Genomic DNA, 25996 nt, shown 5'->3' with positions numbered 1-25996 from the left:
ATAAATAATCTATGAAACATTATACAGACAATTTCGCTCACAATAATCTACCAAGCTTAGACTTGCAACCCGATTATTTGTGTGATTTACCTCAATTTCAACATCCAGAAATGTTGAATTGTGTCGAACGTTTGTTAGATAATCATATTAAAAACGGAAATGGTGATGCCGTTTGTATTCGTACTTTCGAAGAAACATGGACTTATAAGGATTTATACGAAAAAGCTAATCAAATTGCTCATGTCTTAATTGATGATTTAGGATTGGTTTCTGGAAATCGTGTTTTATTACGTTCAGCTAATAACCCAATGATGGTCGCTTGTTGGTTTGCAATTCTTAAAGCTGGAGGAATTGTTGTGGCCACTATGCCGCTACTTCGTACTAAAGAGTTAACTACAGTTATAGATTGTGCAGAAATAGCAATTGCCATTTCGGATAGTGATTTGGCAGAAGACATGAATCAAGTTGAATCAAAATTCTTAAAGAAAAAAAGCTTTTTCAGAAAGGGTGATTTAGAACAATTAATGCAATCAAAACCCAAAACCTTTGATAATTACCATTCAAAATCTGATAGTGTTTGTTTAATTGGTTTCACTTCTGGAACAACAGGTTTACCTAAAATGACAGCTCATTACCACAAAGATATTTTAAATATTTGTGAAGCGTTTCCTGCATATTCATTGCAACCAACAAAAGAAGATATTTTTATAGGAAGTCCACCACTTGGATTTACATTTGGTTTAGGAGGTTTAGTTTTATTCCCAATGTATTTTGGAGCTTCAACTTTTTTAATCGAAAAACCAAGTCCAGATTTGCTTTTAAAAGCTATTCAAGATTATAAAATCACAATTTGCTTCACAGCACCAACAGCTTGGAGAGTTTTGACTTTAAAACTTGATGAATTTGATGTTTCAAGTTTACGAAAATGCGTTTCAGCTGGTGAAACTTTGCCTTTACAAGTTTGGAAAGATTGGTATGATGCTACAGGTTTAAAAATTATAGACGGAATTGGAGCAACAGAAATACTTCATATTTTCATCTCATCTAACGAAGAGAATATGATTCCAGGTGCAACAGGTTTACCGATTTTAGGCTACGAAGCTAAAATTGTTGACGATAATGGAATTGAACTTGCAGCAAATGAAACAGGAAAATTAGCCGTTAGAGGAATTACAGGTTGCAAATACTTAAACCGTGAAGAAAAACAAAAAGCCTACGTTCAGAACGGTTGGAACATTACAGGTGATATATTTAAAAAAGACGAAAACGGTTATTTTTGGTTCGTGGCTCGTGGTGATGACATGATTATTTCTTCGGGTTATAACATTGCAGCCATTGAAGTTGAATCTGTACTTTTAACGCATGAAGATATATTTGAATGTGCAGTAATTGGAATTCCAGATAAAGAACGTGGAATGCTGGTTTGTGCACATATAGTATTAAAAAAAAAACATAAAGCTTCAATAGATTTAGAGAAGCATATTCAGCAGTGGTTCAAAGAAGTAGCTGCTCCCTATAAATACCCAAGAGTAATAAAATTTATAGATAATTTACCCAAAACAGAAACTGGAAAAATACAACGATTTAAATTAAAATAAACACAAATTTTGTCATTCTGAATTCGCTAGTGCTGAATTTATTTCAGTAATTCAGAATCTAACATAAAAATAAAAATGAGAAAAACCTTTTTAGTAATTAGTTTTACTTTATTATCCTTAACTGCCATATTAACTTATATTAATTGGAAATTTAGTTTTCTACTGTTTATTTTAATTCCATTGATTCTTATGGGACTATATGATATGTATATTTCTGACAGAACTATTAGAAGAAACTTTCCTCTTCTTGGTCGAATGCGTTATATTTTATCTGCTATTGGTCCAGAAATGCGTCAATATTTCATTGAAACCGATTTAGACGGAAAACCATTCAATAGGTTGCAACGAGATATTGTATATCATCGCAGTAAAAAAGAAAATGACACTATGCCTTTCGGAACACAACTTGATGTTTACGATGATGGCTATGAATGGATTAACCATAGCATTCGCTCGATTCCTTTTTCTGAAGCACAGCATGACCCAAGAGTAAGAATTGGCTCTTCTCAATGTACAAAACCATACGAAGCAAGTTTGTTCAATATTAGTGCCATGAGTTTCGGTTCTTTGAGCAAAAACGCGATAATAGCTTTAAATAATGGTGCAAAACAAGGAGGTTTTTTTCACAATACTGGAGAAGGTGGACTTTCACCTTATCATTTATTAGGTGGTGATGTTGTTTGGAATATAGGAACAGGTTATTTTAGTTGTCGAAATTTTGATGGAACTTTTTGTGTAGATGAATTCGAAAAAAGAGCCTTACTAGATAATGTAAAAATGATCGAAATTAAGTTCTCTCAAGGAGCAAAACCTGGTCATGGTGGAATTTTACCAAAAGAAAAAGTTACCGATGAAATTGCAGCTATTAGATTAGTTAATAAAGGTCATGATATCGTTTCTCCACCAACACATTCAGCTTTTACAACTCCTTTAGAACTAATGGATTTTGTAAAATTATTAAGAGAAAAATCAGGAGGAAAACCTATTGGAATGAAGATTTGTATTGGAAATAAATCAGAATTCATTGCCATTTGCAAAGCCATGGTTGAGACAGAAACTTATGTGGATTTCGTTACTGTTGATGGTGGTGAAGGTGGAACTGGTGCTGCTCCACAAGAATATTCAGACCATGTCGGAATGCCTTTAAGAGATGCAGTAGCTTTTGTTCATGATGCTTTGAATGGATTTGGAATCAAAAATCAAATCAAAATTATAGCTTCAGGTAAGGTAATTACAGGATTTGACATCATTAGAAATCTATCTTTAGGTGCGGATTTATGCAATTCAGCCAGAGGAATGATGTTTGCTTTAGGTTGCATTCAAGCTTTGGAATGTCATGCGAACACATGTCCAACCGGAGTTGCTACACAAAACCCTTCTCTAATGAAAGGATTAGTTCCAGAAGATAAAAGCATAAGAGTAACTCGTTTTCAACAAGAAACCGTTAAAAGTGCCGTAGATTTAATGGCTTCTGCCGGAATAATACATCCAGATCTTGTCACAAGAGATGTAATTACAACAAGAATAGAAAGAAACAAAGTAGAAACATTTGCTCAAATTTTCCCAGATTTAGTAACAGGATGTTTGCTAAAAGAAGAAACTGTTCCTAAAGAAATGTTGTATTTTTGGAAAAGAGCAATTGCAGAAAAATTTTAAATCAAAATATAATTTATGAAAATAGTTTATTTACATGGATTAGAATCAAATAATTTAGGACCAAAAAATGATTGGTTAAAATCAAATTATGATATATTTGATCCATATGTTGATTATCATGAATCAAATATTTATCAAAATTTAAAATCAAAAATTTCTGTTTTTGAACCTGATTTAATAATTGGTTCATCAATGGGTGGGTATTTTGCACATGAAATTGCTAAAGAGTTAAATGTAAATGCTATTTTATTCAACCCTGCTTTGCATTCAAGAAGTTTTGAACCTGATATAAATGGACATTCTAAAGGAAAATATAAACCAAAAATATATTTAGTTCTTGGAGAAAATGATATAGTTATTAATCCATTAAGTACAATTGATTTTATCAAAAAGGAAGGAAACATAAATTACACATATGCTTTATTAAGTCATGAACACGGAACATCTTTCGAACTATTTAAAAAAGAAATTATTTTTTTTATAGAACAAAATTTAAACGTAACTCCAAAATTATAACTAATAGTAATTAGAAAAATGAATAACTACTTCACAAAACAAGAAAAAATCAAATTCAAGCATGTAGATTATGCTGGAATTGTCTTCTATCCTAGATTTTTAGAAATGCTAAACGATTTAGTTGAAGATTGGTTTGAAGAAGCGTTAGAAAGACCTTTCTCAAAAATGCATGAAACTAACGGAATTCCAACCGTAGATTTAAAAGTACAGTTTAAAAAAGCAGCTCGTTTAGGAGAAATCCTGACCAAAAAACTTTGGGTTAAAAACCTTGGTGGTGCTTCAATCTTATGTGGATTCAAATTCGAAGATGAAGAGGGAAAAATTTGTTTAGAAGGAGAAGTTACTCTAGTAAATGTAGCTTTCAGCGAAAATAGAAATAATATTAAAGCTGAAGGTTTTAATGAAGAAATGAAAAATAAAATTATGAATTACAAATTATGAATTACGATTTAATCTCGTTTTCAATTCATAATTAGTAATTCTCAATTCGTAATTAAAAAAATAATGGACTTTAAAAAATTCAAAGCCGCAACTGTACAAACTTCACCTGTTTTTCTTAATGTAGAAAAAACTATTGAAAAAGCTATAGGTTTCATCAAAGAAGCTAGTGAAAATGGAGCTACTTTAATTGCTTTTCCTGAAGTATTCGTAGCAGGTTATCCTTATTGGAATTGGATAATGACACCTGTTCAAGGAAGCAAATGGTATGAAAAACTATACAAATGTTCTGTAAAAACAGATGATGAATCCATGCAACCCTTGTTTCAAGCTGCAAAAGATTTCAATATGCATATTGTTATTGGAATTAACGAACGTGGTGATTCGTATGGTGAAATTTACAACACTAATTTAATCATAGATAACAATGGAAAACTAATCGGAAAACACAGAAAACTAGTCCCAACTTGGGCAGAAAAGTTAACATGGTCTTCTGGTGATGGTTCTTCGTTAAAAGTGTATGATACAGAAGTAGGACCACTCGGAACATTAGCTTGTGGAGAAAACACCAACACTTTAGCACGTTTTACACTACTTTCTCAAGGTGAATTAGTGCATATAGCCAATTATATTTCGTTACCTGTTGCACCACCTGATTACAATATGGCAGAAGCGATTAAAATTAGAGCAGCAGCCCATTCTTTTGAAGGAAAATTATTTACAATTGTTTCCTGTTCAACCATTTCTCAAGAAATTAAAGATGCTTTGCGCGAAGATGTTCCTAATGTTGATGAAGTATTAACTCGTAAAAATTCAGCTTTTTCAGGATTTATTGGCCCAAATGGAGCAACAATCGGAGAACCTTTAATTGATGACGAAGGAATTGTGTATGCAGAAATTGATTTAGAAAAATGCATACAACCCAAACAAATGCACGATATTTTGGGACATTACAATAGATTCGATATCTTTGATTTGCGAGTAAATATAGCTCCAACAAGAAAGATTACGTTTATCGATAATCACGAAGAATTTAATAAAAAATAAAGAATTATTTCACAGAGATGCACAAAGAAACACAGAGATACACAAAGAAATAGTATAAACTTTGTTAGACTTTGAGAAAATTTTACGAAACTCTGTGTAATCACTAAAAAATAAAGATTTGTTTCATATAAACACGCTAATAAACAAATAGTTACACAAAGAAATAGTATAAACTTTGTTAGACTTTGAGAAAACTTTGAGAAACTCTGTGTAATCAAAAAAAAAAAAACAAACCATGAACGAAAACCAGTCAGACGATCAATACGGAAGAGCTAGAGTTCAAGATTCTCCAGAATTAATAGCCTACTACAAAGAATTAGAAAACCTTGGTGCTGGTGCTTTATGGACCGTTGCTAATGACATTGAACCTTGGGAACCAAAATCCAATTCAGTTCCCATGTTATGGAAATATGACGATTTACGCGATTTAGTTTTAAAATCATCCGAATTAGTCACACCAGAACAAGCAGGAAGACGAGTAGTTTATTTAGTAAACGACAAACGAAAAGACGTTGCCGCTGCTGTAGGTTGGTTATATTCTGGAATTCAAGTTACACGTCCAGGAGAAAGTACTTCGGCTCACAAACACAAAGCATCTGCCTTACGTTTCATTATGGAAGGTGAAGGTGGTTATACGGTTGTTGATGGAAATAAAATTACTTTTGAAGTCAATGATTTTGTAATTACACCAAATTCTACTTGGCACGAACACGGAGTTGATGCTGATGGAATAACTTGCATTTGGCAAGATGGTTTAGATATTCCATTGATTAACGCTTTAGAAGCGAATGATTATGCGGTTTATGATGGAAAACAACCCTTAGATGTTCCTTTAAATTATTCTCCAATCAATTACGGAACAGCTGGAATCATTCCTGCAGATAAAGTTTGGGATAAACCCTATTCTCCTTTATTCAAGTTTTCTTGGAAAAAAGTCTATCCAGCTTTAGTTGAAGCTTCAAAAACGAATGAAATTAATCCAGTTGATGGTGTTTTTATGCATTATTCAAATCCTATGACTGGTGGGCATGTAATGCAAACAATGGGTGCATCAATGCAATTATTACCAGCAGGTTTCAAAGGAAAAGCACACAAACATACAGGTTCATTTGTTTACCAATGCGCCAAAGGAAAAGGATACTCAATTATAGATGGAAAACGCTACGATTGGAAAGAACGTGATATTTTCTGCGTTCCTTCATGGGCTTGGCACGAACATCATAATTTATCTGATACAGAAGACGCTTGTTTATTCAATTTCAACGATTTACCTGTAATTGAAAAACTAGGATTGTATCAAGGAAAAGAATACACAGAAAACAACGGACATCAAACAATAATATAAAAATAAGTACAGACGTTGCAATGCAACGTCTCAACAATAAAACAAAAAATGAAACTACTTACGTACAAAACAGAAAGCACAGAACCAAGATTAGGATTTATTCACAATGAAATGGTTGTGGATATGGAAGACTTTGGAAATATTTGCAACTTTCCATTACCAGATGACATGTTAGATTTAATTGATTTAGGATATGAAATAATTTCTGAAATTCAAGATCTAATTGATGACACTCGTGAAGTTGATTTTGAAGAAATCTCGTATAAAATAGACGAAGTTACCTTCCTTGCTCCTATTCCAAAACCTAGAAAAAATGTAATCGGAATTGGTTTAAATTATACAGAACATGTTGCCGAAAGTGCTCGTACTTTAGACACTTCTAACGAATTGCCACAGCAACCAATTATCTTTTCAAAACCTCCAACTTGTGTTACTGGAACAAATACTGAAATTCTATTAAACAGAAAGCTTACCAATCAATTAGATTGGGAAGTTGAATTAGCTGTAATTATCTCAAAGAAAGGAAAATACGTTCCTCAATCTGAAGCTATGGATTATGTTTTTGGATACACAGTAATTAACGATATTTCGGCTAGAGATTGTCGTAGATCTGGACAATGGATTGTTTCTAAAGGACAAGATACTTTTGCACCAATGGGACCCATTTTAGTAACCAAAGACGAAATAGAAAATCCGCATAATTTGAATTTATCATTAACGGTAAATGGAATTGAAAAACAAAATTCAAATACTCAATTTATGTTATTCAATATTAATGCATTGATTGAAGATTTAAGTACCGTTTTCACCATAGAAGCTGGAGACATCATCGCAACAGGAACACCAGCAGGAGTTGGAGCCGGAAGAACACCACAAGAATGGCTAAAAGATGGTGACGTAGTAAAATGTACCGTTGAAGGAATTGGATCAATTGTGAATACCGTTAAAGAAATATAAAAATATAGGAACACAGATTTAAGAAATTAAAATAATTTTTAAAATTTCTCAAATTTCTTAAATCTGTGTTCCAAAAACAAATAAAAATGAAATACAGAATAGGCCAAATAGTTCCATCCTCAAACGTAACGATGGAAACCGAAATACCAGCAATTTTCCGATCAAGAGAAACTATACTTCCAGAACGCTTTACGTTTCACAGCAGTAGAATGCGCATGAAAAAAGTTACTAAAGAAGAATTGGCAGCAATGGATGCCATGAGTTTAAAATGTGCTCAAGAATTATCAGATGCACATGTTGATGTTATGGGTTATGCATGTTTGGTTGCGATTATGAGCATGGGAAGAGGTTATCATTGTGTTTCAGAAGTGAATTTACACCAAGAAACGGTTGTGAATGACTTCCCTACTCCTATTGTGACTTCTGCAGGTGCTTTGATTAATGGTTTGAAAATTTTAGGAGCTAAACAAATTTCAATAATTACTCCTTACATGAGACCTTTGACTGATATGGTTGTAGATTATATCGAAAATCAAGGCATAAAAGTTAAGCAAAGTATTGCTTTGGAAATTCCAGATAATTTGGAAGTGGCTGCTCAAGACCCTATGAATTTAATGGAAATCTATAAACAATTAGATTTGACTGATGTTGATGTTTTAGTAGCTTCTGCTTGTGTGCAAATGCCTTCTTTGGAAGCTATTGATTTAATTCAGGCTGAATGTGGAATTCCGGTGACTTCTGCAGCTGTTTGTACGACTTATGAAATGATGAAGAAAATCGGAATTGAAGCAAAATCTGCAATTGGTGGTGAATTGTTAAACGGGAACTATTAAAAAACTTAATTATTTTGAATCAGTTGTTATATTATTATAACGTATTAGGTAGTAAAGAATAACCTATACTATATTGAGTAATTTTAGTTAATCAAAAGCCTTAACTGATTCAAAACTATTATTATATACCTCTTATTTTATTTGAAATATTTACCAATTACTTGTTTTAGTTCATTTACTTGAATTGGTTTTGCTATGATTTCATTGCATCCAGCTTGTAACATTATTTCATTTTCATTTGAAAGAACATTTGCTGTTTGAGCAATAATTAATACTTTTTTATTATTTTTTCTAATTTCCTGCGTGGCTTCATAGCCATTCATTATTGGCATTTGCATATCCATTAATACTAAATCAATATCAGGATTATCAATAAAAGCTTGTACAGCTTCTTCTCCGTTTTTTGCATAGATAATTTCGCGAACTAAATTTTTAATGATGTGAGTAATTAATAGCTCTGAAATTTTATCATCTTCAGCAATTAATATTTTTAGTTTATTTGTAACGAACTCCAATTCTACATTTGGTTTAATTGCTTTTGTATATTTTGCGACCGACGAATCTTTAAAATAAGGAAGTGTGAAATAAAAAGTACTTCCTACTCCTACTTTAGATTCAGCCCAAATTTGTCCACCAAGTATTTCTACAAAAGCTTTTGAAATAGAAAGTCCTAGCCCTGCTCCTTGTAATTCCCTTTTATTGGTATTGTCGGCTTGAATAAATCGTTTAAAAACAGCTTCAATAAGGTCTTCTGGTATTCCTATTCCAGTATCTTCTACAAAAAACTGAAGTAAATTATCTTTTTTAATATATCCAAATTTTATATGACCTTCTTCTGTGTGTTTAATTGCATTTTTTACAAGGTTAGTTAGTATTGAAAATACTTTTTCACGATCAGTAGTAATTATAGCTTCATCATTCGAAAATGAATTATGAAAGGATAATTTCACTCCTTTATTTTCAACTTCTGGAAGGAAAAAATTGTAAATATACTCTACCTGTTCATTAATATTAGAAAGTTCATTATGCAGTTCCACAGTCCCAGATTCTATTTTAGAAATGCTAATAATATCATTGATAACGTTTAACATTCTCTCACCACTTTCTTCTATGATATTAATATATTCTTGCTGTTTTGAACCCGAAAGATTAGGTTCTTTTAATAATTCTGCAAATCCTAATATTCCATTCATTGGAGTTCTAATTTCGTGACTCATATTTGCCAAGAAAGATGATTTTAAACGATCCGATTCTTCGGCTTTTTCCTTTGCTAAAAGCAATTCAATGCCGGCTATTTTTTGATCGGTTATATCTCTAAATTCAACTGATCTAGCCGTTTTTTCTTTATAAGGAATATTTCTTGCCTCTAATCGAATTGGGTATTCTTCACCATTTTTTCGAAGTCCATATTCTTCATAAGGTTTTTCATAACCGCTTAAGATATTTTGCATTACTTGCTTTCTTGATTTTTCAGCAATCAACTTTAAGCCATCCATTCCAATTAATTCATTAATTGAATATCCCGTAATGTCAGATAAACCTTGATTGCATTCTAAAATCATTCCTTTATCATGAATTGCAATTCCACCAAAAGAGGCATTGTGTAAGGCTTTGTAACGCATTTCATTTTCTTCTGCTACTTTTTTTGCAAATGTTAATTCTAACTCAATTTTTTTTCGTGTAGAAATATCATTAATGAATGCCAAAACTTCATTAGATTCAACAGGTATAATATGAGCTTCAAAATAATGTTCAATTGAGTTTAACAATAGTGAATATTCAACTAAAACTACTTTCTTTTCAGAAATTGCTTTTTCTATTGATTGATCAAATAAATTCGCTATGTTTTCTGGTAAAACACTAGAGGATTTTTTATTTATAAAATTTTTAGGATCTGTAAAAAGTAATTCTTGTTTAGAGGCACGATAATTTAAAATTATACCTTCTCTATTTATTCTAAAAACGATATATTCAAAAGCTTTTAGAATTGCACTATTTTCATTTTCTAAATTTTTTAAATTTTCTTCAATTAGTTTATGTTTTGAAATATCAATTACATAAAAAAAATATTCATCTTGTTTTTGTCTATAGACACATGAAATATGTACGAATTTTACTTGTTTGTTTTTTAATAAAAGTTGAATTTCACAAGATTTAATTACATTAGTTTTTACTAAACCCTGAAAAAAATCATTAAATTCTGATTGACCTTCTGGAGCTATATAATTTTTAAAATTACTATCAATAATAACAGAAATTGTATTCCCTAAAATCTTTGCACCATATTTATTTACATCCTTAATAGAACCATTTTTATCGAGTTTAAAATGTCCAATTGGTGCAAAATCATAAAGATTGGAATAGCTATTAGCTTCTATTTTAGTTTTATTAACAGCAATTCGTAACTCTTCTTTTTTTAATTTAAGTTCAAGTTTTATTGCGTCAAGTTCATCTTGAAATTTAGAAATAGTAAACGCATTCACATTATTTTCTATCATATTTTAAAATGTGTTAAACTTGTAGTTATATTAAATAGCAAAGCCATTTAATATAACTACAATGAATAATTATTTGCCTATTAAGTATTAGTATTAAAATTATAAAAAAAATAACAAAATAGCAATTAATTTTTAAGAACAATTTAATAAAAGACGGACAAAAGAATTTGATGTTAACTTTTTTAAAAACGTTATTAAATACAAATTCTAATGTAGAATGAAAGTTATCATGCAATAAGAGCCATTTATTTATTTTTGAATAAAAAGCCTAACAATTCTTTGAAAAATTCTATAGAAATTCTTAAATTTACATAAGCATTTTAAGCTAATTAAACTGTTTAATTTACTATTCTTATGGAATTTATTGATTACTACAAAGTCCTTGGTATTACTAAAAGCGCAACTAGTGATGAAATTAAAAAAGCCTATCGTAAACTAGCTAGAAAATTACATCCAGACATTAACCCTAATGATAAAGAGGCACAAACAAAGTTTCAACAACTAAATGAAGCTAATGAAGTCTTGAGCAATCCAGAAAAAAGAAAGAAATACGATAAGTATGGTAAGGATTGGGAAAAAGGAGAAGAATACGAAAAGTATAAACAACAGCATTCAAATACTGGTCAACAACAATCGTATTCAAGTGGAGATTTTAATGGTGAAGATTTTTCAGATTATTTTTCTTCTATGTTTGGCAATCAAGCTGGTGGCAGTCGAAGAAGTCAAGTAAAATATCGTGGACAAGATATTCAAGCACAACTTCAAATTAATATAAAAGAAGCTTATACAACACACAAAAAAGAGTTTACGGTAAACGGAAAAAGTATTAGAATTGCTATTCCTGCTGGAATTGAAGATCAACAAACTATTAAAATTAGTGGATATGGTGGACCAGGAGCTAATAACGGTCCAAATGGTGATTTATACATCTCTTTTTCTATTCTGAATACCACTGCTTTTAAACGAGTAGGAAATGATTTGTTTTATACGCAAGATTTAGATTTATACACAGCTGTTTTAGGTGGCGAAATTACTATTTCCGATTTCAATCAATCAAAATTGAAACTAAAAGTAGCTGCTGGAATCCAAAATGGAACAAAAGTACGTTTAAAGGGAAAAGGTTTTCCAATTTATAAAAAAGATGGTCAATTTGGAGATTTGTATGTGACTTATAACATTGTTATTCCTACCAATCTTTCAGAAAAAGAAACAGAGTTATTCAAGGATTTAGCTAAAGCTGCCAAAAACTAAAAATATGGAAACGCAAGAATTAATCATAGTAGATCTATTTTGTCAAGAATACCAAATCGAAAGTAATTTTATCCACGATTTAGAAGCTTTTGGATTAATTAAAATTATAGTTGTTCAAGAACAAAAATATTTAGATAAAAACCAATTAGCAACCATCGAAAAAATTATTCGTTTACACAACGATTTAAACATCAATAAAGAAGGTATTGATATTATTTTAAGCTTACAAGAAAAAGAAAATCAATTACTTGAAGAAATCAAATACCTTAGAAATCGCTTAGGTTTATATGAATAATTTATTCTTAAAACGCATATTTATAAATAAGTCCAGCTGTAAATGAACGTGTTAAACCGTCTGGTCTTTCGTCTCTAATTGCGAATGGAGAAGCTAATGATAATTCTAAACTTTTATGGTTTGATATAGCATAACTCGTAATAAGGTTTCCGTTTAGAGTTAAACCATCTGAACCTGCAATTGAAGTTCGGTTTCCGGCTAAATTTTCATAAGTATCTTCCCCTAAATGATAGATAAATAATAAATTAGGCTTAAACGTAAATTTTTTGTTGGTAGTAATGGTATAAGTTGTTCTAAACAAAACATCGGGTTTTCTTTCAAATAAATTGGTGGAAGAAAAATCATTTGACGCTGAAAACTCATCAAAGTACGAATTCTCATTATTATTAATAAGTGGCAATTGCAAAGCTGTATTGAAAAACCATTTTTTATAGTTTAATCCAACACCAGCAATTAAATCATAAGTACCTAAACTTGATTGATAAGCCAACGGAACAGCCACACCATCAATTTTAGCGTCAGAATTTGTAAGTGGAATTTTTAAACCAAAAAGTGTACTCCATGTTTTAGCATTTTTTTCTTTAAAGGTATAATTTCCTATTACAAAAGCATCACCTAACTGACCATTTGAACCAAAATCACCATCAGCATTCGAATATGTAAGTTTAGCACTAATAGAAAAAGATTTCGTAAAGTTACGTGTATAAGTCACATAAGGTGAAAAATGAGAAATCTCTTGTTCACCAGAACCTATAATGGCTCCAAAATCAAGTTGGTTTTTAGTTTTAATAATATCGTCTGTAAAAGTGTTGCCTACCGAACAAAAACCTGCATCACTACAGCCTTGTGCATATATTGAAAAACTTCCTAAAACAGTAATAATAAGTAAAATATTCTTCATAAGATAATTGATTTAAAATAGCAATCAGACTAAATCTAAGTAAATTGCTTTGCCCTAAAGTTAAAAATCAAATATAACAATTGCAAATTAAATGTGTTGTCAGCTAGCTAACAGTTCTTGAAATTAAACTAGCTCTAACTCCCAAAAAGCAATTTATTTTAAACTTGAAAAATAAAACTAAGCATTAGTTTGTTGTTATAAACGTTACCTTTCAATCGTTTTTTTTAGTATTAATTTCCAATTACATAATGTTTCTGTTTCTCCTATTTTTAGAAAATTATTTTTTTCTAGGACTTTAAAAGAAGCAGTATTATTTTTTTCTGTAGAAGCAATAATTGCTTTTATTTCAGGTTGAATTATAGCCCATTCAATTAGTCCACTTACTCCTTCTGTCATAAAACCTTTATTCCTAAATTCATCATAAGTTCCATACCCTATCTCTATTTCTCCGTCAGCGTTAGGTTCACCAACAATACATAAATCGCCTACCATTTTGTTGTCAATTTTTGAAATAACTGTCCAAAGTGTTGAATACAAATAATTTTTACTCTTATCTGCAACGTTTGGAAGTATGGTTTGTTCAAAAGCTTCTTTCAATTCTGGTGAAATTGTCCTTGAATTTTCATTAAGTTTCAATTCAATTTCCAAAGAATTATCACATTTTATATATTTTATCAACTGCTCATAAGTCAGTGGTTTTAAAATAAGTCGTTCCGTTTCTGTCATTAGTCAATTAATTTTAAATCATGCAAATTTAACAAATAAAAAATTACAAAAAATAATAAAAACACAATAGACATCTTACTATCAAAAAAAATGGGTCTTAGATAAGGTTATTTAGCATAAGCTCCAGAAGAATAAGTTAACTCATAACTATGGGTATATACTTCAAATACAATTCCGAACGGATCTTCAACATAACACATTTGGTAAGGCTTATCATTCGGATAATACGAACGAATTGGCATACGTTGTTTTCCTCCGTAAGCAACAATTTTAGCAACCAAAGCCTCTATATTAGGATCTTGTATACAAAAATGAAACAAACCAGTATTAAATGGATTAAAATCTGGAGCTTCCTTTACTCCATGAGGAAAAGAGAACAGCTCTATCCCTATTCCGTCTGAAGTAGATAAATGAGCAATTTCAAAGGTTTCCCAGTCATCACCAAAAACATCTATACACATTTGACCTATAGCAGTTTCGGCTTCTTTTTTAACAGTTGAGGGTTCCATAATGATATACCAACCCATTACTTCAGAATAGAATTTTACAGCTTCTTTTATATTGGGTACCGTTAATCCAATATGGGAAAATGATTTTGGAAATGTGTTATTCATAATTAGGTTGTTTTAAATAATAAGGCAAAATTAAACTATATTTGCCACCATGACAATAACTTACTAAAAAGTACTATAGTTACCAAAAGGGGTTATTTGTTGATTTATAGCTAATTAAACTTTAAAATAATGCTTAAAAACATTGATTGCCCTCTAAATCATACCATGATTTTGATTGGAAACAAATGGAAACCTCTTTTATTGTTTCATTTATTAGAAGGTGCTTTACGTTCGGGTGAACTTCAAAAAAGTGTTACGGGAATTTCTAATAAAATGTTTACACAAACCATAAGAGAACTTGAAAAAGATGGCTTAGTTGAACGTAAAATATTCCCTGTAGTTCCACCAAAAGTAGAATATAAATTAAGCGAAAGAGGGAAGTCTTTAGAACCTATTCTAAGAAGCCTAGACCAATGGGGATTAGAAGATATGAAATTTTATGCTTCCAAAAAATAAGAATCTTTTATAACTAAATAAAAAACCTAAACCAAAACTTAGTTTCGATTCAGGTTTTCTTTATAAAATACAGCTTGAACATAAAGAACAAAACTACATATCTTTATTTATAGATTTATTTGAATTCAATTACAAATTCATCTTTAGGAGTTCTCACTTTTTTCATCGGAGCAATCCAGTCTTTTGGAGTATCAGCGTAACCTACATACATTAGAGAAACACTTTTTAAACCTAGTTTATCAAGTTCTAGAATTTCATCCACAACACTATTGTCAAACCCTTCAACGGGAGTACTATCTACTTTTAATTCAGCCGCTTGACCTAAAGCTAAACCTAAAGAAATATAGGTCTGTCTTGCAATGTGTTCAAAGTTTTCTTCAGCAGGTTGTGACAGATAGATTTTCTTTAACATATCTGTATAACTACCAAAACGACCTCTTTCTAATCCACGCTCATCTGTTGTATGGTTATATACTTTATCAATACGCTCTTCTGTGTAACGATCCCAACCAGCAAAAATGATAACATGAGAACAGTCTCTCATACATTCAGGATTTAAAGCTCCTTTTACCAATTTTTCTTTTAATTCTTGATTTTCAACTACCAATACGTTGAAAGGTTGCAATCCAGAAGAACTTGGAGCTAAACGTGCTGCTTCTACAATTTTATTGATATCTTCTTTGCTTACTTTTTTGCTAGAATCGTATGCTTTTACAGCATGTCTCCAGTTTAAATCTTCTATTAAAGCCATTTTTATTTGTTTATTTATTGAATTATTCGTTTGAAACTGTCAATTTTACAGGCATGTTTCCTCTAGTTGCATTTGAATAAGGACAAACTAGATGTGCTTTTTCTATCAGCGATTGTGCTACTTCCATTGTTACTCCTGGAATAGTAGCATGTAGTTCCGATTCTAAACCAAAACCTCCATTGTCATTTGAACCAATACTAACATTTGCCGTTACCGTAGTCGTTCCGGTTGTAATACCTTCTTTTTTAATGACCAAGTTAAGAGCGCTATCGAAACAAGCCGAATAGCCTGCCGCAAAAAGCATTTCTGGATTAGCGTAATCGTCATTAGCACCACCTAAACCTTTTGGATGTCTTACTTGAAAATCAACAATTCCGTTTTCGCTTTTTACATGTCCGTTTCTGCCACCAGTTGCAGTAGCTTTTGTTGTATACAATGTTTTCATAGTTATTTTTTTAAAATTTTAGTAATAATGTTTTTTAATGTTGTTAAATCTTCCGTTGAAACATTCATTGATTCCATTAATTGAGTTGGAATACAAGAGGCTTTTTCTTTTAAAAATTTTCCTTTTTCGGTTAATGAAATATTTACGATACGTTCATCCACTGTACTTCTATCTCTGGAAATAAACCCTTTAAACTGCATTCTTTTAAGTAATGGTGTAAGTGTTCCGCTATCCAATTTTAATTTTTCACCCAATTGATTGACCGTTAGTACTTCTTCTTCCCACAAAACCATCATAACCAAATACTGTGGATAAGTAAGTTCTAACGCTTCTAACAAAGGACGGTATTGATTAATAATTTCCTTAGCAAAAACGTAAACAGGGAAACAAACTTGCTCGTTAAGTTGTAATGGATCATTCATGTTTTCAATTTGATGAAACAAATGTAAAACATAAATAAATTGTGCACAATATAATTGCGCAACATTAATAGTAATTTAACAAAAGGAGTAAGTTTTTACTCAATTTTATAAAAAAAGGCAAAATACCTTTTTTCCTGTTTGTTCACTTATTAAGTATTGCTTCACTAGTTCTATAAAATATTTGGTTTTTTTTAACAAATTTAATGCGTTTCTATTTCCAGCAAAAAATGCATTTTCATACTTATTTTAAACTTTTTGTATTCAATAAAACAATAAAAAAGCAGATAGAAAAGTACTATCTGCTTTTTTAATAATTGTATTTGTTTTCTAATTTCTTAAAAAAAATCTAGTCTCTTTTATAAATTAATGTTTATATTTAAAGCAGCTCTTCTTTCTTGAAGTTCCAAAATTCGAGTCATGTATCCATCATAAGCAACAACATCAATTTCATTTGCTTTTCTTTTTTGAGCAAGACGGGTGTTTAAAAGATTGATTTTATAATCGGTTTCGTCATACAAAAAAATATTGCGTGTGTGAATTAACCTAAACCCCTCAACAGCTTGGTATTCATAAACAGGGTGGTATTTTTTGTGTTTCATTTTTGCTTGCTTTGAACGCCATTGTCCATAATTTTTATGTGAAAAATAACCGTGTTTATTAACAAAAACGTAGTTGAAATTAGGATGTCCTTTTTCATAATGCTTTTTGTCTTTATGCCCTTCGTTTCCATAGTTATGTTTTTTGCTAACTTGTTTTATGGCATTGTTACTTTCCTTATTTTTTTTTGCAAAATTCTGCTGATTCTTCTTATGAGATTTATTTCCTTTATCTTTCTTGTTTCCTTGTTTCCCTTTATCTCCTTGATGTTTTTGATCGAAAGTTATACTGTTATTTTGGGTGTTCTCATTTGTACTTATATCGAATACTACTTCACCTACTATGGGAGAAGTCGCTTTGAAAGCAGTAAGTTCTTCAGCATTTGTTTTTGGTTGTTTAAAAGCCATTATCCCAACAGCTAATAAAATTGTAAGTGTTAATTTATACATAGTTTAGTTGATTTTGTTTAACAATGAGTCCAATTCTCCATCTATTTCTTCTAATTCAGTATTTAAATCTTGAGCTTCTTCAATGGTTTTAGTTGTTTCGGAAGTCACTTCTAAATTTTCATCATCCACTTTCTCTGCAGAAGGTCCACATGCTGTTAATATGGCTACAGCAAAAATCAGTAGTATTTGTTTCATTTTTTTATGTTTTAATTTTCCTTAATTTATGGGGAAAGGATGAATGTATTTGCACTACAAATTTGATAAAAATACCTTTAGTAAGTATTACATAATAATAGGTTTAAGTTACATGTTTCACGGATTTTATTCGGAATCGCACATACTATAAAACACTAGTAAGTAATTAATTAATGGGAATTGTAAGACTAAGTTCTTTTAAACTATTACAAAAACATGATGAGTGAAATACTAGTAAAGCTACTTACTAATGATTAACTCTTTTATTTTTGATTCAAGAGTTAAACCGTATTGATAACCATAAGCATAAATCGAGTCAATTTTATCTAAATCTAATAACCCAAACTGACTCATTTTTGGAGGTTCAATGTACAAATCACATAAGGTAAATTTGTGGCTATTAGCACTATTTAAAGCCAAATGAAAACTTCTATCCAATACGTTTTTAGTGGGTATTTCATGTTTTACTTTACTAATAGAATTTACATTAATTCCTATAATTTTATGGCATTTATCCAACAAAGGCTCAATAGGGAAATTATTTAGCACACCACCATCAACATAATGTGTTCCTCTATAATGTACGGGCTGAAACAATACCGGAATACAACTTGAAGCTAGTAAAGAGGTAGATAATTCACCTTCTGAAAAATAATTGATTTCTCCTTTTAAGATATCAGTAGCTGCAATATAAAGAGGGATTTTCAGGTCATCAAATGAATTGTTTTTAAAATAGGTTTTATAGATGTGTTCAAAACCTTTCATAGAAAAAACACCTTGTTTTACGATATTTAAATTTGAGAAGTTAAAAAAATGACCGTTTTTAATTATAGAAAGTATTTCGTCCACTTCAAAACCTTTGGCATAAAAAGCACCTGCAATAGCTCCAGCACTTGTACCCGAAATAATAGAAGGTTGTATGCCAAATTCTTCTAAGGCTTTTAGGATTCCCAAATGGGCTATTCCCCTTGCTCCTCCTCCAGACAATACTATTCCGTAATCGTATTTCATAGTGTTAGCTCTGTTAAACCTTTGCTTGTTTTTGTGTATTCAAATTTAAAATAATGTTTTAATAAAAGTAGAAGTTTTCAATAAAACTTTTACTGGAGTTTCTTTATGTGGCGTATGTCCAATTTCAGGAATGATATACTTTTGAGTTCTACCATTCACCTGCTCTAAAATGCTTTCTACTTGTTTTAGAGTACCATATTCATCCTTTTCTCCTTGTATAATGAGAGATGGACATTGAATAGCTAAGAGAAATTGTTCAATATTCCACGAAATAAAATCGGGTTTGTTCCAAGTAGTAGCCCAAGCCCAAAACATAGCATCTGCATTGGAACCATGGTATTTTTCTAGCTTTACTTTTAAATCAGATGTTTCATAAAGTTGTATTGCTTCTTTAATTCCTTTTATCGTAATATCTTCTACAAAAACATGAGCTCCTTCTGTAATAATTCCTAAAACTCTTTCTGGATATTTGGCGGCCATCAATAAAGCAATAGAACCACCATCACTGTGTCCAAAAAGGATGACTTGATCTAACTTCCAAAAGTCTAATAAATCATTTAGAATATCGGCTTCGTCTTCCATATAGGTGTTTTCTCGTTGGTCATAAGAAAAGCCACAAGACTTTCCGTACCCTTGTCGGTCATAGATAAGCACATTGCATTGCGTAATTTCTCCCAACTTTATAGGAAAATCTCTCCACAAAGCAATACAACCTAAGGAATCATGTAGAAACACAATCGTAGGTCTATTAGGATAAGTATCTATTCTTGTATAAGCGATTTCAGAAAGGGAAAGGTTTTGACTTGGCATAGGATTAGAAATATTGAAATGAGTTCAAAAAAAAACTTCTCAAATTTATTATAAAATTTGAGAAGTTTTTTTTTAGTTTAAAAATTATTCAGAATATAATCTAACTTTATTCTTTTGTAAAAAGAGCTTTTATTTCTTTAAGACTAACTGTTTTAACTTCTTCAGTCATCCAATTTGTAGTGGTTCCTTTTTTGACATCTGCACTTAAATAACGTTCACCGCATTGAGCAATAAAGTAATCAGAACTCTTTTCTCCAGGATGAGATACTTCAGTAGAATTCTCTACTACTTTGTCTAAAGCCATTACATAATATTGATCTTTTTTGAATTTGTTTAAAAAAGGTCTGCAAATATTTACGTCTCCACCCCAAACTGTAATTTTTCTTTTCTTTTCTTTTCCTTTATATGTTTCAATAACCTCAAGTTCCATTGAAATTGGGGTTTCAACACCATAAATATTTTTATAAGTCAAATATTTAGTCACTTTTACCAAAGCTACAAATTCTGCTTCTGGAGCGGCTTTTTTAAATTTGTCTTGACTGTTGCAGTCACATGCGAATGAAAACTGTCCGATTGTTAAACAGATAATGGTTAAAAGTATTGAAAGTCTTTGCATAGTAATTGGTTTTAAATTTGGCTTGTAGTATGTTTTTTAATTTTTTAATTAACATTTACTACTGTTAAAACAAATATATAGTAAAAATTTGAAAACTTCAATGTTTTGCTTTAAAAATAACAAACACGTATTAAATAGTGATATTCACTACTCTTTTTTGTTTTTTATTTTTTCATAATAATCAAGCCAAGATTTTATTCTACCTACAAACATTTTAAGATAATTCTCTGACAAGAATATATTAGACCAATCAAATCGTTGGGCTTGAACGCCTAGATAAAAGATAAAAATAGAAGCTCCTGCTTCAGGAATTAATTGAATTTCAGTATTCGATAAAGGTTTAACTTTTTGGTAGCCTTTTAAGAAACTTGCCACTTTTGATTCATATACAGTTTTGTCTGTTTCTATAAAAAATAATTGTTTACAAAAATAACCCACATCTAAAATAAAAGCTCCATTACCACAATTATCAAAATCAAAAATAGTGATTTCGTTAGCGTTAAGAACGCTCAAATTATCATACCAAATATCTAAATGAACTATTCCTTTTTGTGAGGATGATAAGCTTGTATTTAAGAGTGTTTTTGAGAGGGTTGAACCCATTTGCTTAATGAGTTGCATTTCATTCAAATCCTCACTAAAAAAGGGCTTTAAATGGTTGTATGATTGGTTTAATAATACATCGGTAGAATAATACATTCGATCCATTACTCTATTTGCTGTAACATTGTGAATTTTAGCCATAAGCGAACCAATAACAGAGCAAGTCTCTTCTGTCATGAATCGCATTTTTTCGCCTTTAGCAAATGAAAAAAGTACTACATATCGAAGTCCTTCGGGAGCATTAATTTCTTGAATAAAGTTTCCGTTTTTATCGGCAATTGGAAAAGAAATCGAAATATTGTTTTGTTTCAACAAAAGTAAAAGACTTAACTCTGCTTCTATCTCTTCTTTAGTTCGCCATTTGTAGCAATATACTCTGACAGCGTATTTAGAGGAATTGTCATTCAAAAAATACGTATGATTTATGCCTGTTCTAAACAATTTACACTCAAAGTGTTCTCCTAATAAATAGTTTTCTTTTATGAAAGTGCCTAAAGCATCCGAAGATAAGGTTGAAGTAGTAACAGGAAAGGTGTTCATTTATAGGGTTTTGTATAAGGTTATATCAACTTATTTCAATTGATTGATTTTAGTAATGTATTCGTCTACTAAATACTTTCTAATATCATCATCCAAAGTAAGTTTATTTTCTAAATCGGCTTTGGCTGCAAGGGAACCAGCAAAGACTTTAGAGACAGAAGCAATTTCATAAAGTGTTTTATCATTTGGTGGATTGTTTGAATTTTTATCTAATTCACCATAATAATTATGATAAAATTTTCCATCGCTATAAACAGCCAAGGCAATAGAATTAATAACACCATTTTCAAGGATTCTTTTGCATAATTATCAATTAAACCCTTTAATTCGTTAAATGGAGTGGTTTCGTTTCTTTTTGCAGACTGATAACTTATAAATAGTACAACTAAAAAAGTTACAAGTATTTTTTTCATAAATCATGTTTATCTATTGAATGTTTATTTATTTATTTATTTTAGATTATAACTTAATCTTTTAAGGCATAGAGCTCAAGTAATCCAATTTTATAAAAGATAAATTTCCTTACGTTTATCCTATTATAAAAGTTTTCTTCCATCAAACAAATCTAAAAAAAAGAACCATATAAAAGAGGCAAAATACCTTATTTATATGGTTGTTACTTTTTTAACCTATGTTCTGTTAGCTGCAACAAGCTAACTCCCAAAATATTTTTTAACAAAAGCACCTCTTTCATTATCCGTCATTTTATCGGCTGCTTCTACATCAATTTTTATCATTTTAAAATGAGAATCTTTATTCAAGTAATTATGCAATTCTGTTTTAGCGTTAGTTGGACCAAATAATAAGACATGATTGTAGTTTAAAATGGCACTAGCTATTTTTTTGTAATAAGCTTCTTGCATTTGTTGACGCTTATTATGCATAACGTTTTCACTTCTGCTTAAAGCTTCTTCTTTAGTCTCAAATGTGAAATCTGAACTTATAACTTGACTCTTTTTATCTGAGTTTAAATCTATCAATTGGGCATTGGCGTGATCCATCCAAACACCTAGTTTTTTTTGAGTTTCCATTTGTTTTTTTTTAATAATTCTTTAAAAACCTAATTGTGTATTCATAGCATAATGTTTTAAATCAAGCTATTTCCTAAAGTTACAAAAATAAAATTGGAAATAACTGAACGCTTTCAACTATTTAAAAGTATTATATCTTTATAGAAATTAGTTCCAATTAAATACACAAAATCACTAATCTTATAAGCTTACTATTGACAAAAAATCACAGGTTTTCTTTAATAGCTAAATACAAAGCTTCTTTTTTAATAGGTTTGTTGATATAACTGTTGCACCCTGCATTTTTTATTTTTCCTTCATCACCAGATAAAGCAAAAGCGGTTTGAGCAATAATCTTTACATTTTTGTTTAAAAGTCGAATTTGTCTAGTAGCTTCAAAACCATCCATAATCGGCATTTGTATGTCCATTAAGATAATATCGATATCAGGGTTTGCTTTGTATAGTTTAACGGCTTCTTCTCCATTTTTAGCAATAAGCAATTCGTTAGCGATAGGTTTTAGTAGAAAACTTAATAGTGTTTTTGAAATTTCGTCATCTTCGGCAATAAGAATTTTTAGTTTATTTGGAAGTCCAAAGTCTGCACTATCCATAGACTGCTTTTCTTCTTTTATCACTAGATTTGTAGCAGTATAAGGCACAGTAAAATAAAAGATAGATCCTTTACCTTGTTGGCTTTCAACACGAATGTTACCACCCATTAGTTCTACAAAAGCCTTTGAAATAGAAAGTCCTAGGCCTGCTCCGTGTCTTGCATGTCTATCTGTAATATCTGCTTGAATAAATCGCTTAAAAACCACATCTTGTTGGTCCGCTGAAATACCAATACCAGTATCGGAAATGTAAAATTCTATATAGGAATCTTTGTTTAATTTTATTAATTTATAGCCTATTTCAATTATACCTTTATCCGTATATTTTATAGCATTTTTAATTAGATTTAGAAGAATAGAATATAATTTTTCTCGGTCTATATTTAAAAAGGCTTCTTGTTTTAACAATGAAGAATTATGAATAAGCTGAATTCCCTTTTTCTCCGCTTCGGGTTTAAAGAACGTATAAGCATACTCTATTTGATCATTTATATTTGTTTCAGAATTTGATAATTTTACCAAGCCTGCTTCAATTTTAGAAATATCTACAATATTATTGATAATATTCAGCATACGATTTCCACTTTCTTCGATAATTTCGAGGTATTTTCTTTGCTCATCACCAGTAAGACTAGGTTCTTTAAGCAATTCTGAAAATCCTAAAATTCCATTCATCGGAGTGCGTATTTCGTGACTTATATTGGCTAAAAATGCCGATTTAAGTCGATCGCTTTCTTCTGCTTTTTCTTTTGAAATTATAAGTTCATCTATTATTTTCTTCTTTTCAGTAATGTCTGTTTTTACAGCAAGGTAATGGGTTATTTCTCCTTCTAAATTTTTTATAGAGGAAATTGAAGCTTCCTCCCAATACAAGGTTCCATCTTTTCTTTTATTGTGAAATTCTCCTCTCCATTCTCCACCATCAGCAATTATTTTCCATATTTTTTTATATTCTAAAGCAGATGTATGACCCGATTTTAAAATATTTGTATTTTTTCCAATTACTTCATCCAATGCATAGCCTGTTATTTCAGTAAACTTTGGATTTACATATTCAATTATACCATTTGTATCTGTAATAACTATAAGGGTTGGGCTTTGTTCTACAGCACGAGAAAGTTTTAGTAATTTTTCAGAAATTATTTTACGATCAGAGATATCTCTTGTTACACCCAATATCCCAACAGGTTCCTTTTTTTCGTCTAAAATAAGCGAAGTTTTTACTTCTGTCCAAATAGTGGTTCCGTCTTTTCGAAACATTTCTAATTCTATAGATTTCTGTAAATCTATATGCTCTTGCAGATACAATTTTTCGGAGAGTAATTCTGAAATTAGCTTTATTACTTTTTGGTATGAAGTATATGTTAACACTTCATTTAATTTTTGTTTAATAGCTTCTTCAGGTTCAAATCCTCTCATGTATTTTACAGCTGGACTTATATAAGTAAAGTTCAAATCCATATCAAGAGCAAAGATGATATCTGCTGAGTTATCTGCCAAAAGTCGGTATTTATACTCACTTTCTTTCTGAGCTAAATGTTTTCTATTTAACTCCCAGTGTTGATATGAATTTATTATAAGGTTTGGAAGTCTAATTAAATAATCTTCACTCTTTGTGAGGTAATCATTTGCTCCAACCTTTAGTGCTTGTACAGCTAATTCTTCACTTCCTTGTCCAGTAACTAAAATTATTGGAGTATTTAACTTTAGTTGTTGACGAATAGTTTTTATCAATTCTAAAGCATCCATTCCAGGTAATCTATAATCCATTAGAATTACCTTATATTTTTCTGCATTTTTTGTATTTAATTTTAATAAAGCTTCATCGGCAGTGGATACAGCTTTAATATGTATGTTTGGAGCGTATTGTGCAAAATGTCGAATTGTAAAATCAACATCTGCAGCATGGTGTTCTATATATAAAACATCAATAATTTCTGATTTATTTAATACATTCTTTTTAAAATTAGTTATGGCTTGATCTATTATTTCTGGAAGACTTGAAATATAATCAGCATGTTTCAAAACATAGTCCTCTGCTCCTATTTTTAACGCTGTAACAGCTGAATCTTCATCCCCTGAACCTGTAAGTATAATAACAGGAAAATCCAAATACTGCTGTCTAATTTCCAAAAGAAATTCAATACCATTACCGTCTGGTAAACTCACATCAAAAAGAGCAATATCAAAGGAAGGATTTGCATGCAAAAACATTCTTGCTTGTTCTACAGTTGAAGCATGTTTTATGACAACATCTGGAATAAGCCTAGAAAGTCCTATTTTTGCTAAATCGGCATCTGAAGAATTATCTTCGAGTAGTAATATTTTCATACAACTTATATTTTAAGTAAAGTATATAGGCTTAATATTTTTATAATGGCTTGTTCGTTAATCTCCAATACAAATCTATATGACCTACTACATCTAAAAAGTTTTCAAAACTTACAGGTTTTACAATATACGAATTAACTCCCAATTGATATGCTTTTTCTAAATCTGAAGATTCTGAGGAAGTTGTTAAAACTACTACAGGTATTGTTTTATAAATAGGATGTGATTTTAACTTTTCAAGCACCTCCAATCCATTGATTTTTGGCATATTCAAATCAAGTAATATTACAATAGGTGTTGGTTCTCCGTTTTTCCATCGTTCAAAATATTTTAAAGCTTCTTCACCATCTCTTGCTACCTGAATGGGATTTGAAATTTTTTTTGTAGCAAAAGCACGTAGCGTAAGATCAAGATCAACAGGGTTGTCTTCAACAAGCAAAATAGCTCTTTCTGTATTATTTGACGGCATATT

General features: G+C 30.6%; 29 protein-coding genes. 11 read left to right on the top strand and 18 right to left on the bottom strand.

From position 1 onward, the window contains the following. Positions 1-11 precede the first annotated feature (11 nt). The 8 genes from AAC008_RS00470 to AAC008_RS00435 all read left to right on the top strand — a co-directional run bounded on the left by AAC008_RS00470 (position 12) and on the right by AAC008_RS00435 (position 8390). Positions 12-1598: an AMP-binding protein gene (locus AAC008_RS00470; RefSeq protein ID WP_339886759.1), complete on the top strand. Its 1587-nt coding sequence runs from the start codon at positions 12-14 to the stop codon at positions 1596-1598. 75 nt (positions 1599-1673) lie between these two features. Next, a complete protein-coding gene (locus AAC008_RS00465) occupies positions 1674-3254 on the top strand; it encodes an FMN-binding glutamate synthase family protein (protein WP_339886758.1) in 1581 nt (526 codons plus the stop codon). Between the two features lie 15 nt (positions 3255-3269). Beyond that, positions 3270-3770, top strand: coding sequence for a YqiA/YcfP family alpha/beta fold hydrolase (locus tag AAC008_RS00460; RefSeq protein WP_339886757.1), 501 nt, complete (start codon positions 3270-3272; stop codon positions 3768-3770). 18 nt (positions 3771-3788) lie between these two features. Next, positions 3789-4211, top strand: coding sequence for an acyl-CoA thioesterase (locus tag AAC008_RS00455; RefSeq protein WP_339886756.1), 423 nt, complete (start codon positions 3789-3791; stop codon positions 4209-4211). Positions 4212-4274: 63 nt separating this feature from the next. Further along, positions 4275-5255: a carbon-nitrogen hydrolase family protein gene (locus AAC008_RS00450; RefSeq protein ID WP_339886755.1), complete on the top strand. Its 981-nt coding sequence runs from the start codon at positions 4275-4277 to the stop codon at positions 5253-5255. 235 nt (positions 5256-5490) lie between these two features. After that, complete coding sequence (locus AAC008_RS00445) at positions 5491-6600, top strand: cupin domain-containing protein (protein ID WP_339886754.1); 1110 nt, start codon at positions 5491-5493, stop codon at positions 6598-6600. Positions 6601-6648: 48 nt separating this feature from the next. Next, positions 6649-7557, top strand: coding sequence for a fumarylacetoacetate hydrolase family protein (locus AAC008_RS00440; protein ID WP_339886753.1), 909 nt, complete (start codon positions 6649-6651; stop codon positions 7555-7557). An 86-nt stretch (positions 7558-7643) separates the two neighbouring features. Beyond that, entirely contained in the window at positions 7644-8390 is a 747-nt protein-coding gene (locus tag AAC008_RS00435; protein ID WP_339886752.1) for an Asp/Glu racemase, read from the top strand. A 137-nt stretch (positions 8391-8527) separates the two neighbouring features. Here the strand turns inward: AAC008_RS00435 and AAC008_RS00430 are convergent, their stop codons facing one another. Next, a complete protein-coding gene (locus tag AAC008_RS00430) occupies positions 8528-10888 on the bottom strand; it encodes an ATP-binding protein (RefSeq protein ID WP_339886751.1) in 2361 nt (786 codons plus the stop codon). 354 nt (positions 10889-11242) lie between these two features. On the opposite strand from AAC008_RS00430, the gene AAC008_RS00425 reads away from it, so the two are divergent. Together AAC008_RS00425 and AAC008_RS00420 are read left to right on the top strand one after the other, a co-directional pair. After that, positions 11243-12139 (top strand): J domain-containing protein, encoded by an 897-nt coding sequence (locus AAC008_RS00425; protein ID WP_339886750.1) that lies wholly within the window; start codon positions 11243-11245, stop codon positions 12137-12139. A gap of 4 nt (positions 12140-12143) precedes the next feature. Beyond that, positions 12144-12434: a chaperone modulator CbpM gene (locus AAC008_RS00420; RefSeq protein WP_339886749.1), complete on the top strand. Its 291-nt coding sequence runs from the start codon at positions 12144-12146 to the stop codon at positions 12432-12434. 7 nt (positions 12435-12441) lie between these two features. Here the strand turns inward: AAC008_RS00420 and AAC008_RS00415 are convergent, their stop codons facing one another. The 3 genes from AAC008_RS00415 to AAC008_RS00405 form a co-directional block, all read right to left on the bottom strand. Further along, the gene (locus AAC008_RS00415; RefSeq protein WP_339886748.1) at positions 12442-13335 is read right to left on the bottom strand and encodes a hypothetical protein; all 894 of its coding nucleotides are present in this window, start codon (positions 13333-13335) and stop codon (positions 12442-12444) included. A gap of 204 nt (positions 13336-13539) precedes the next feature. Continuing rightward, positions 13540-14061: a GNAT family N-acetyltransferase gene (locus tag AAC008_RS00410; protein ID WP_339886746.1), complete on the bottom strand. Its 522-nt coding sequence runs from the start codon at positions 14059-14061 to the stop codon at positions 13540-13542. A gap of 107 nt (positions 14062-14168) precedes the next feature. Next, on the bottom strand, positions 14169-14675 hold the full coding sequence (locus tag AAC008_RS00405) for a VOC family protein (RefSeq protein WP_339886745.1): 507 nt from the start codon (positions 14673-14675) through the stop codon (positions 14169-14171). Between the two features lie 129 nt (positions 14676-14804). On the opposite strand from AAC008_RS00405, the gene AAC008_RS00400 reads away from it, so the two are divergent. Then, a complete protein-coding gene (locus AAC008_RS00400) occupies positions 14805-15131 on the top strand; it encodes a helix-turn-helix domain-containing protein (protein ID WP_339886744.1) in 327 nt (108 codons plus the stop codon). 115 nt (positions 15132-15246) lie between these two features. Here AAC008_RS00400 and AAC008_RS00395 read toward each other — a convergent pair whose 3' ends face one another. From AAC008_RS00395 to AAC008_RS00330, 14 genes are all read right to left on the bottom strand, one after another. After that, entirely contained in the window at positions 15247-15882 is a 636-nt protein-coding gene (locus AAC008_RS00395; RefSeq protein ID WP_339886743.1) for an NAD(P)H-dependent oxidoreductase, read from the bottom strand. 22 nt (positions 15883-15904) lie between these two features. Beyond that, positions 15905-16327, bottom strand: a complete 423-nt coding sequence (locus AAC008_RS00390; protein ID WP_339886742.1) for an organic hydroperoxide resistance protein — start codon at positions 16325-16327, stop codon at positions 15905-15907. Between the two features lie 2 nt (positions 16328-16329). Continuing rightward, positions 16330-16749 (bottom strand): MarR family transcriptional regulator, encoded by a 420-nt coding sequence (locus AAC008_RS00385; RefSeq protein WP_339886741.1) that lies wholly within the window; start codon positions 16747-16749, stop codon positions 16330-16332. Positions 16750-17105: 356 nt separating this feature from the next. Then, the gene (locus AAC008_RS00380; RefSeq protein WP_339886740.1) at positions 17106-17795 is read right to left on the bottom strand and encodes a hypothetical protein; all 690 of its coding nucleotides are present in this window, start codon (positions 17793-17795) and stop codon (positions 17106-17108) included. A 3-nt stretch (positions 17796-17798) separates the two neighbouring features. Then, positions 17799-17990: a hypothetical protein gene (locus tag AAC008_RS00375; RefSeq protein WP_339886739.1), complete on the bottom strand. Its 192-nt coding sequence runs from the start codon at positions 17988-17990 to the stop codon at positions 17799-17801. Between the two features lie 240 nt (positions 17991-18230). Next, positions 18231-19001, bottom strand: a complete 771-nt coding sequence (locus AAC008_RS00370; protein ID WP_339886738.1) for a patatin-like phospholipase family protein — start codon at positions 18999-19001, stop codon at positions 18231-18233. 45 nt (positions 19002-19046) lie between these two features. Further along, positions 19047-19811, bottom strand: coding sequence for an alpha/beta hydrolase (locus AAC008_RS00365; protein WP_339886737.1), 765 nt, complete (start codon positions 19809-19811; stop codon positions 19047-19049). A 106-nt stretch (positions 19812-19917) separates the two neighbouring features. After that, entirely contained in the window at positions 19918-20427 is a 510-nt protein-coding gene (locus AAC008_RS00360; RefSeq protein ID WP_339886736.1) for a hypothetical protein, read from the bottom strand. Between the two features lie 147 nt (positions 20428-20574). Then, positions 20575-21570, bottom strand: a complete 996-nt coding sequence (locus tag AAC008_RS00355; RefSeq protein WP_339886735.1) for a phosphotransferase — start codon at positions 21568-21570, stop codon at positions 20575-20577. Between the two features lie 30 nt (positions 21571-21600). Beyond that, positions 21601-21831, bottom strand: a complete 231-nt coding sequence (locus AAC008_RS00350) for a serine hydrolase domain-containing protein (RefSeq protein WP_339886734.1) — start codon at positions 21829-21831, stop codon at positions 21601-21603. After that, positions 21780-21983, bottom strand: a complete 204-nt coding sequence (locus AAC008_RS00345) for a hypothetical protein (RefSeq protein WP_339886733.1) — start codon at positions 21981-21983, stop codon at positions 21780-21782. The genes AAC008_RS00350 and AAC008_RS00345 overlap by 52 nt, the downstream gene beginning before the upstream one ends. Positions 21984-22223: 240 nt before the next feature. Beyond that, complete coding sequence (locus tag AAC008_RS00340; protein ID WP_339886732.1) at positions 22224-22601, bottom strand: hypothetical protein; 378 nt, start codon at positions 22599-22601, stop codon at positions 22224-22226. Between the two features lie 205 nt (positions 22602-22806). Continuing rightward, positions 22807-25524 (bottom strand): response regulator, encoded by a 2718-nt coding sequence (locus AAC008_RS00335; RefSeq protein ID WP_339886731.1) that lies wholly within the window; start codon positions 25522-25524, stop codon positions 22807-22809. Between the two features lie 40 nt (positions 25525-25564). Beyond that, entirely contained in the window at positions 25565-25993 is a 429-nt protein-coding gene (locus AAC008_RS00330) for a response regulator (protein ID WP_339886729.1), read from the bottom strand. Positions 25994-25996 lie beyond the last annotated feature (3 nt).

Origin of the sequence: uncultured Flavobacterium sp., from assembly GCF_963975515.1 — a bacterium.
Taxonomy (GTDB): Bacteria; Bacteroidota; Bacteroidia; order Flavobacteriales; family Flavobacteriaceae; genus Flavobacterium.
This window is presented reverse-complemented; position numbering and strand designations above follow the sequence as displayed.

What these genes read in the sequence shown, in the direction of transcription:
- AAC008_RS00470 (WP_339886759.1), top strand. Translation starts at nt 12, where the DNA reads ATGAAACATTATACAGACAATTTCGCTCACAATAATCTACCAAGCTTA.
- AAC008_RS00465 (WP_339886758.1), top strand. Translation starts at nt 1,674, where the DNA reads ATGAGAAAAACCTTTTTAGTAATTAGTTTTACTTTATTATCCTTAACT.
- AAC008_RS00460 (WP_339886757.1), top strand. Translation starts at nt 3,270, where the DNA reads ATGAAAATAGTTTATTTACATGGATTAGAATCAAATAATTTAGGACCA.
- AAC008_RS00455 (WP_339886756.1), top strand. Translation starts at nt 3,789, where the DNA reads ATGAATAACTACTTCACAAAACAAGAAAAAATCAAATTCAAGCATGTA.
- AAC008_RS00450 (WP_339886755.1), top strand. Translation starts at nt 4,275, where the DNA reads ATGGACTTTAAAAAATTCAAAGCCGCAACTGTACAAACTTCACCTGTT.
- AAC008_RS00445 (WP_339886754.1), top strand. Translation starts at nt 5,491, where the DNA reads ATGAACGAAAACCAGTCAGACGATCAATACGGAAGAGCTAGAGTTCAA.
- AAC008_RS00440 (WP_339886753.1), top strand. Translation starts at nt 6,649, where the DNA reads ATGAAACTACTTACGTACAAAACAGAAAGCACAGAACCAAGATTAGGA.
- AAC008_RS00435 (WP_339886752.1), top strand. Translation starts at nt 7,644, where the DNA reads ATGAAATACAGAATAGGCCAAATAGTTCCATCCTCAAACGTAACGATG.
- AAC008_RS00430 (WP_339886751.1), bottom strand. Translation starts at nt 10,888, where the DNA reads ATGATAGAAAATAATGTGAATGCGTTTACTATTTCTAAATTTCAAGAT.
- AAC008_RS00425 (WP_339886750.1), top strand. Translation starts at nt 11,243, where the DNA reads ATGGAATTTATTGATTACTACAAAGTCCTTGGTATTACTAAAAGCGCA.
- AAC008_RS00420 (WP_339886749.1), top strand. Translation starts at nt 12,144, where the DNA reads ATGGAAACGCAAGAATTAATCATAGTAGATCTATTTTGTCAAGAATAC.
- AAC008_RS00415 (WP_339886748.1), bottom strand. Translation starts at nt 13,335, where the DNA reads ATGAAGAATATTTTACTTATTATTACTGTTTTAGGAAGTTTTTCAATA.
- AAC008_RS00410 (WP_339886746.1), bottom strand. Translation starts at nt 14,061, where the DNA reads ATGACAGAAACGGAACGACTTATTTTAAAACCACTGACTTATGAGCAG.
- AAC008_RS00405 (WP_339886745.1), bottom strand. Translation starts at nt 14,675, where the DNA reads ATGAATAACACATTTCCAAAATCATTTTCCCATATTGGATTAACGGTA.
- AAC008_RS00400 (WP_339886744.1), top strand. Translation starts at nt 14,805, where the DNA reads ATGCTTAAAAACATTGATTGCCCTCTAAATCATACCATGATTTTGATT.
- AAC008_RS00395 (WP_339886743.1), bottom strand. Translation starts at nt 15,882, where the DNA reads ATGGCTTTAATAGAAGATTTAAACTGGAGACATGCTGTAAAAGCATAC.
- AAC008_RS00390 (WP_339886742.1), bottom strand. Translation starts at nt 16,327, where the DNA reads ATGAAAACATTGTATACAACAAAAGCTACTGCAACTGGTGGCAGAAAC.
- AAC008_RS00385 (WP_339886741.1), bottom strand. Translation starts at nt 16,749, where the DNA reads ATGAATGATCCATTACAACTTAACGAGCAAGTTTGTTTCCCTGTTTAC.
- AAC008_RS00380 (WP_339886740.1), bottom strand. Translation starts at nt 17,795, where the DNA reads ATGTATAAATTAACACTTACAATTTTATTAGCTGTTGGGATAATGGCT.
- AAC008_RS00375 (WP_339886739.1), bottom strand. Translation starts at nt 17,990, where the DNA reads ATGAAACAAATACTACTGATTTTTGCTGTAGCCATATTAACAGCATGT.
- AAC008_RS00370 (WP_339886738.1), bottom strand. Translation starts at nt 19,001, where the DNA reads ATGAAATACGATTACGGAATAGTATTGTCTGGAGGAGGAGCAAGGGGA.
- AAC008_RS00365 (WP_339886737.1), bottom strand. Translation starts at nt 19,811, where the DNA reads ATGCCAAGTCAAAACCTTTCCCTTTCTGAAATCGCTTATACAAGAATA.
- AAC008_RS00360 (WP_339886736.1), bottom strand. Translation starts at nt 20,427, where the DNA reads ATGCAAAGACTTTCAATACTTTTAACCATTATCTGTTTAACAATCGGA.
- AAC008_RS00355 (WP_339886735.1), bottom strand. Translation starts at nt 21,570, where the DNA reads ATGAACACCTTTCCTGTTACTACTTCAACCTTATCTTCGGATGCTTTA.
- AAC008_RS00345 (WP_339886733.1), bottom strand. Translation starts at nt 21,983, where the DNA reads ATGAAAAAAATACTTGTAACTTTTTTAGTTGTACTATTTATAAGTTAT.
- AAC008_RS00340 (WP_339886732.1), bottom strand. Translation starts at nt 22,601, where the DNA reads ATGGAAACTCAAAAAAAACTAGGTGTTTGGATGGATCACGCCAATGCC.
- AAC008_RS00335 (WP_339886731.1), bottom strand. Translation starts at nt 25,524, where the DNA reads ATGAAAATATTACTACTCGAAGATAATTCTTCAGATGCCGATTTAGCA.
- AAC008_RS00330 (WP_339886729.1), bottom strand. Translation starts at nt 25,993, where the DNA reads ATGCCGTCAAATAATACAGAAAGAGCTATTTTGCTTGTTGAAGACAAC.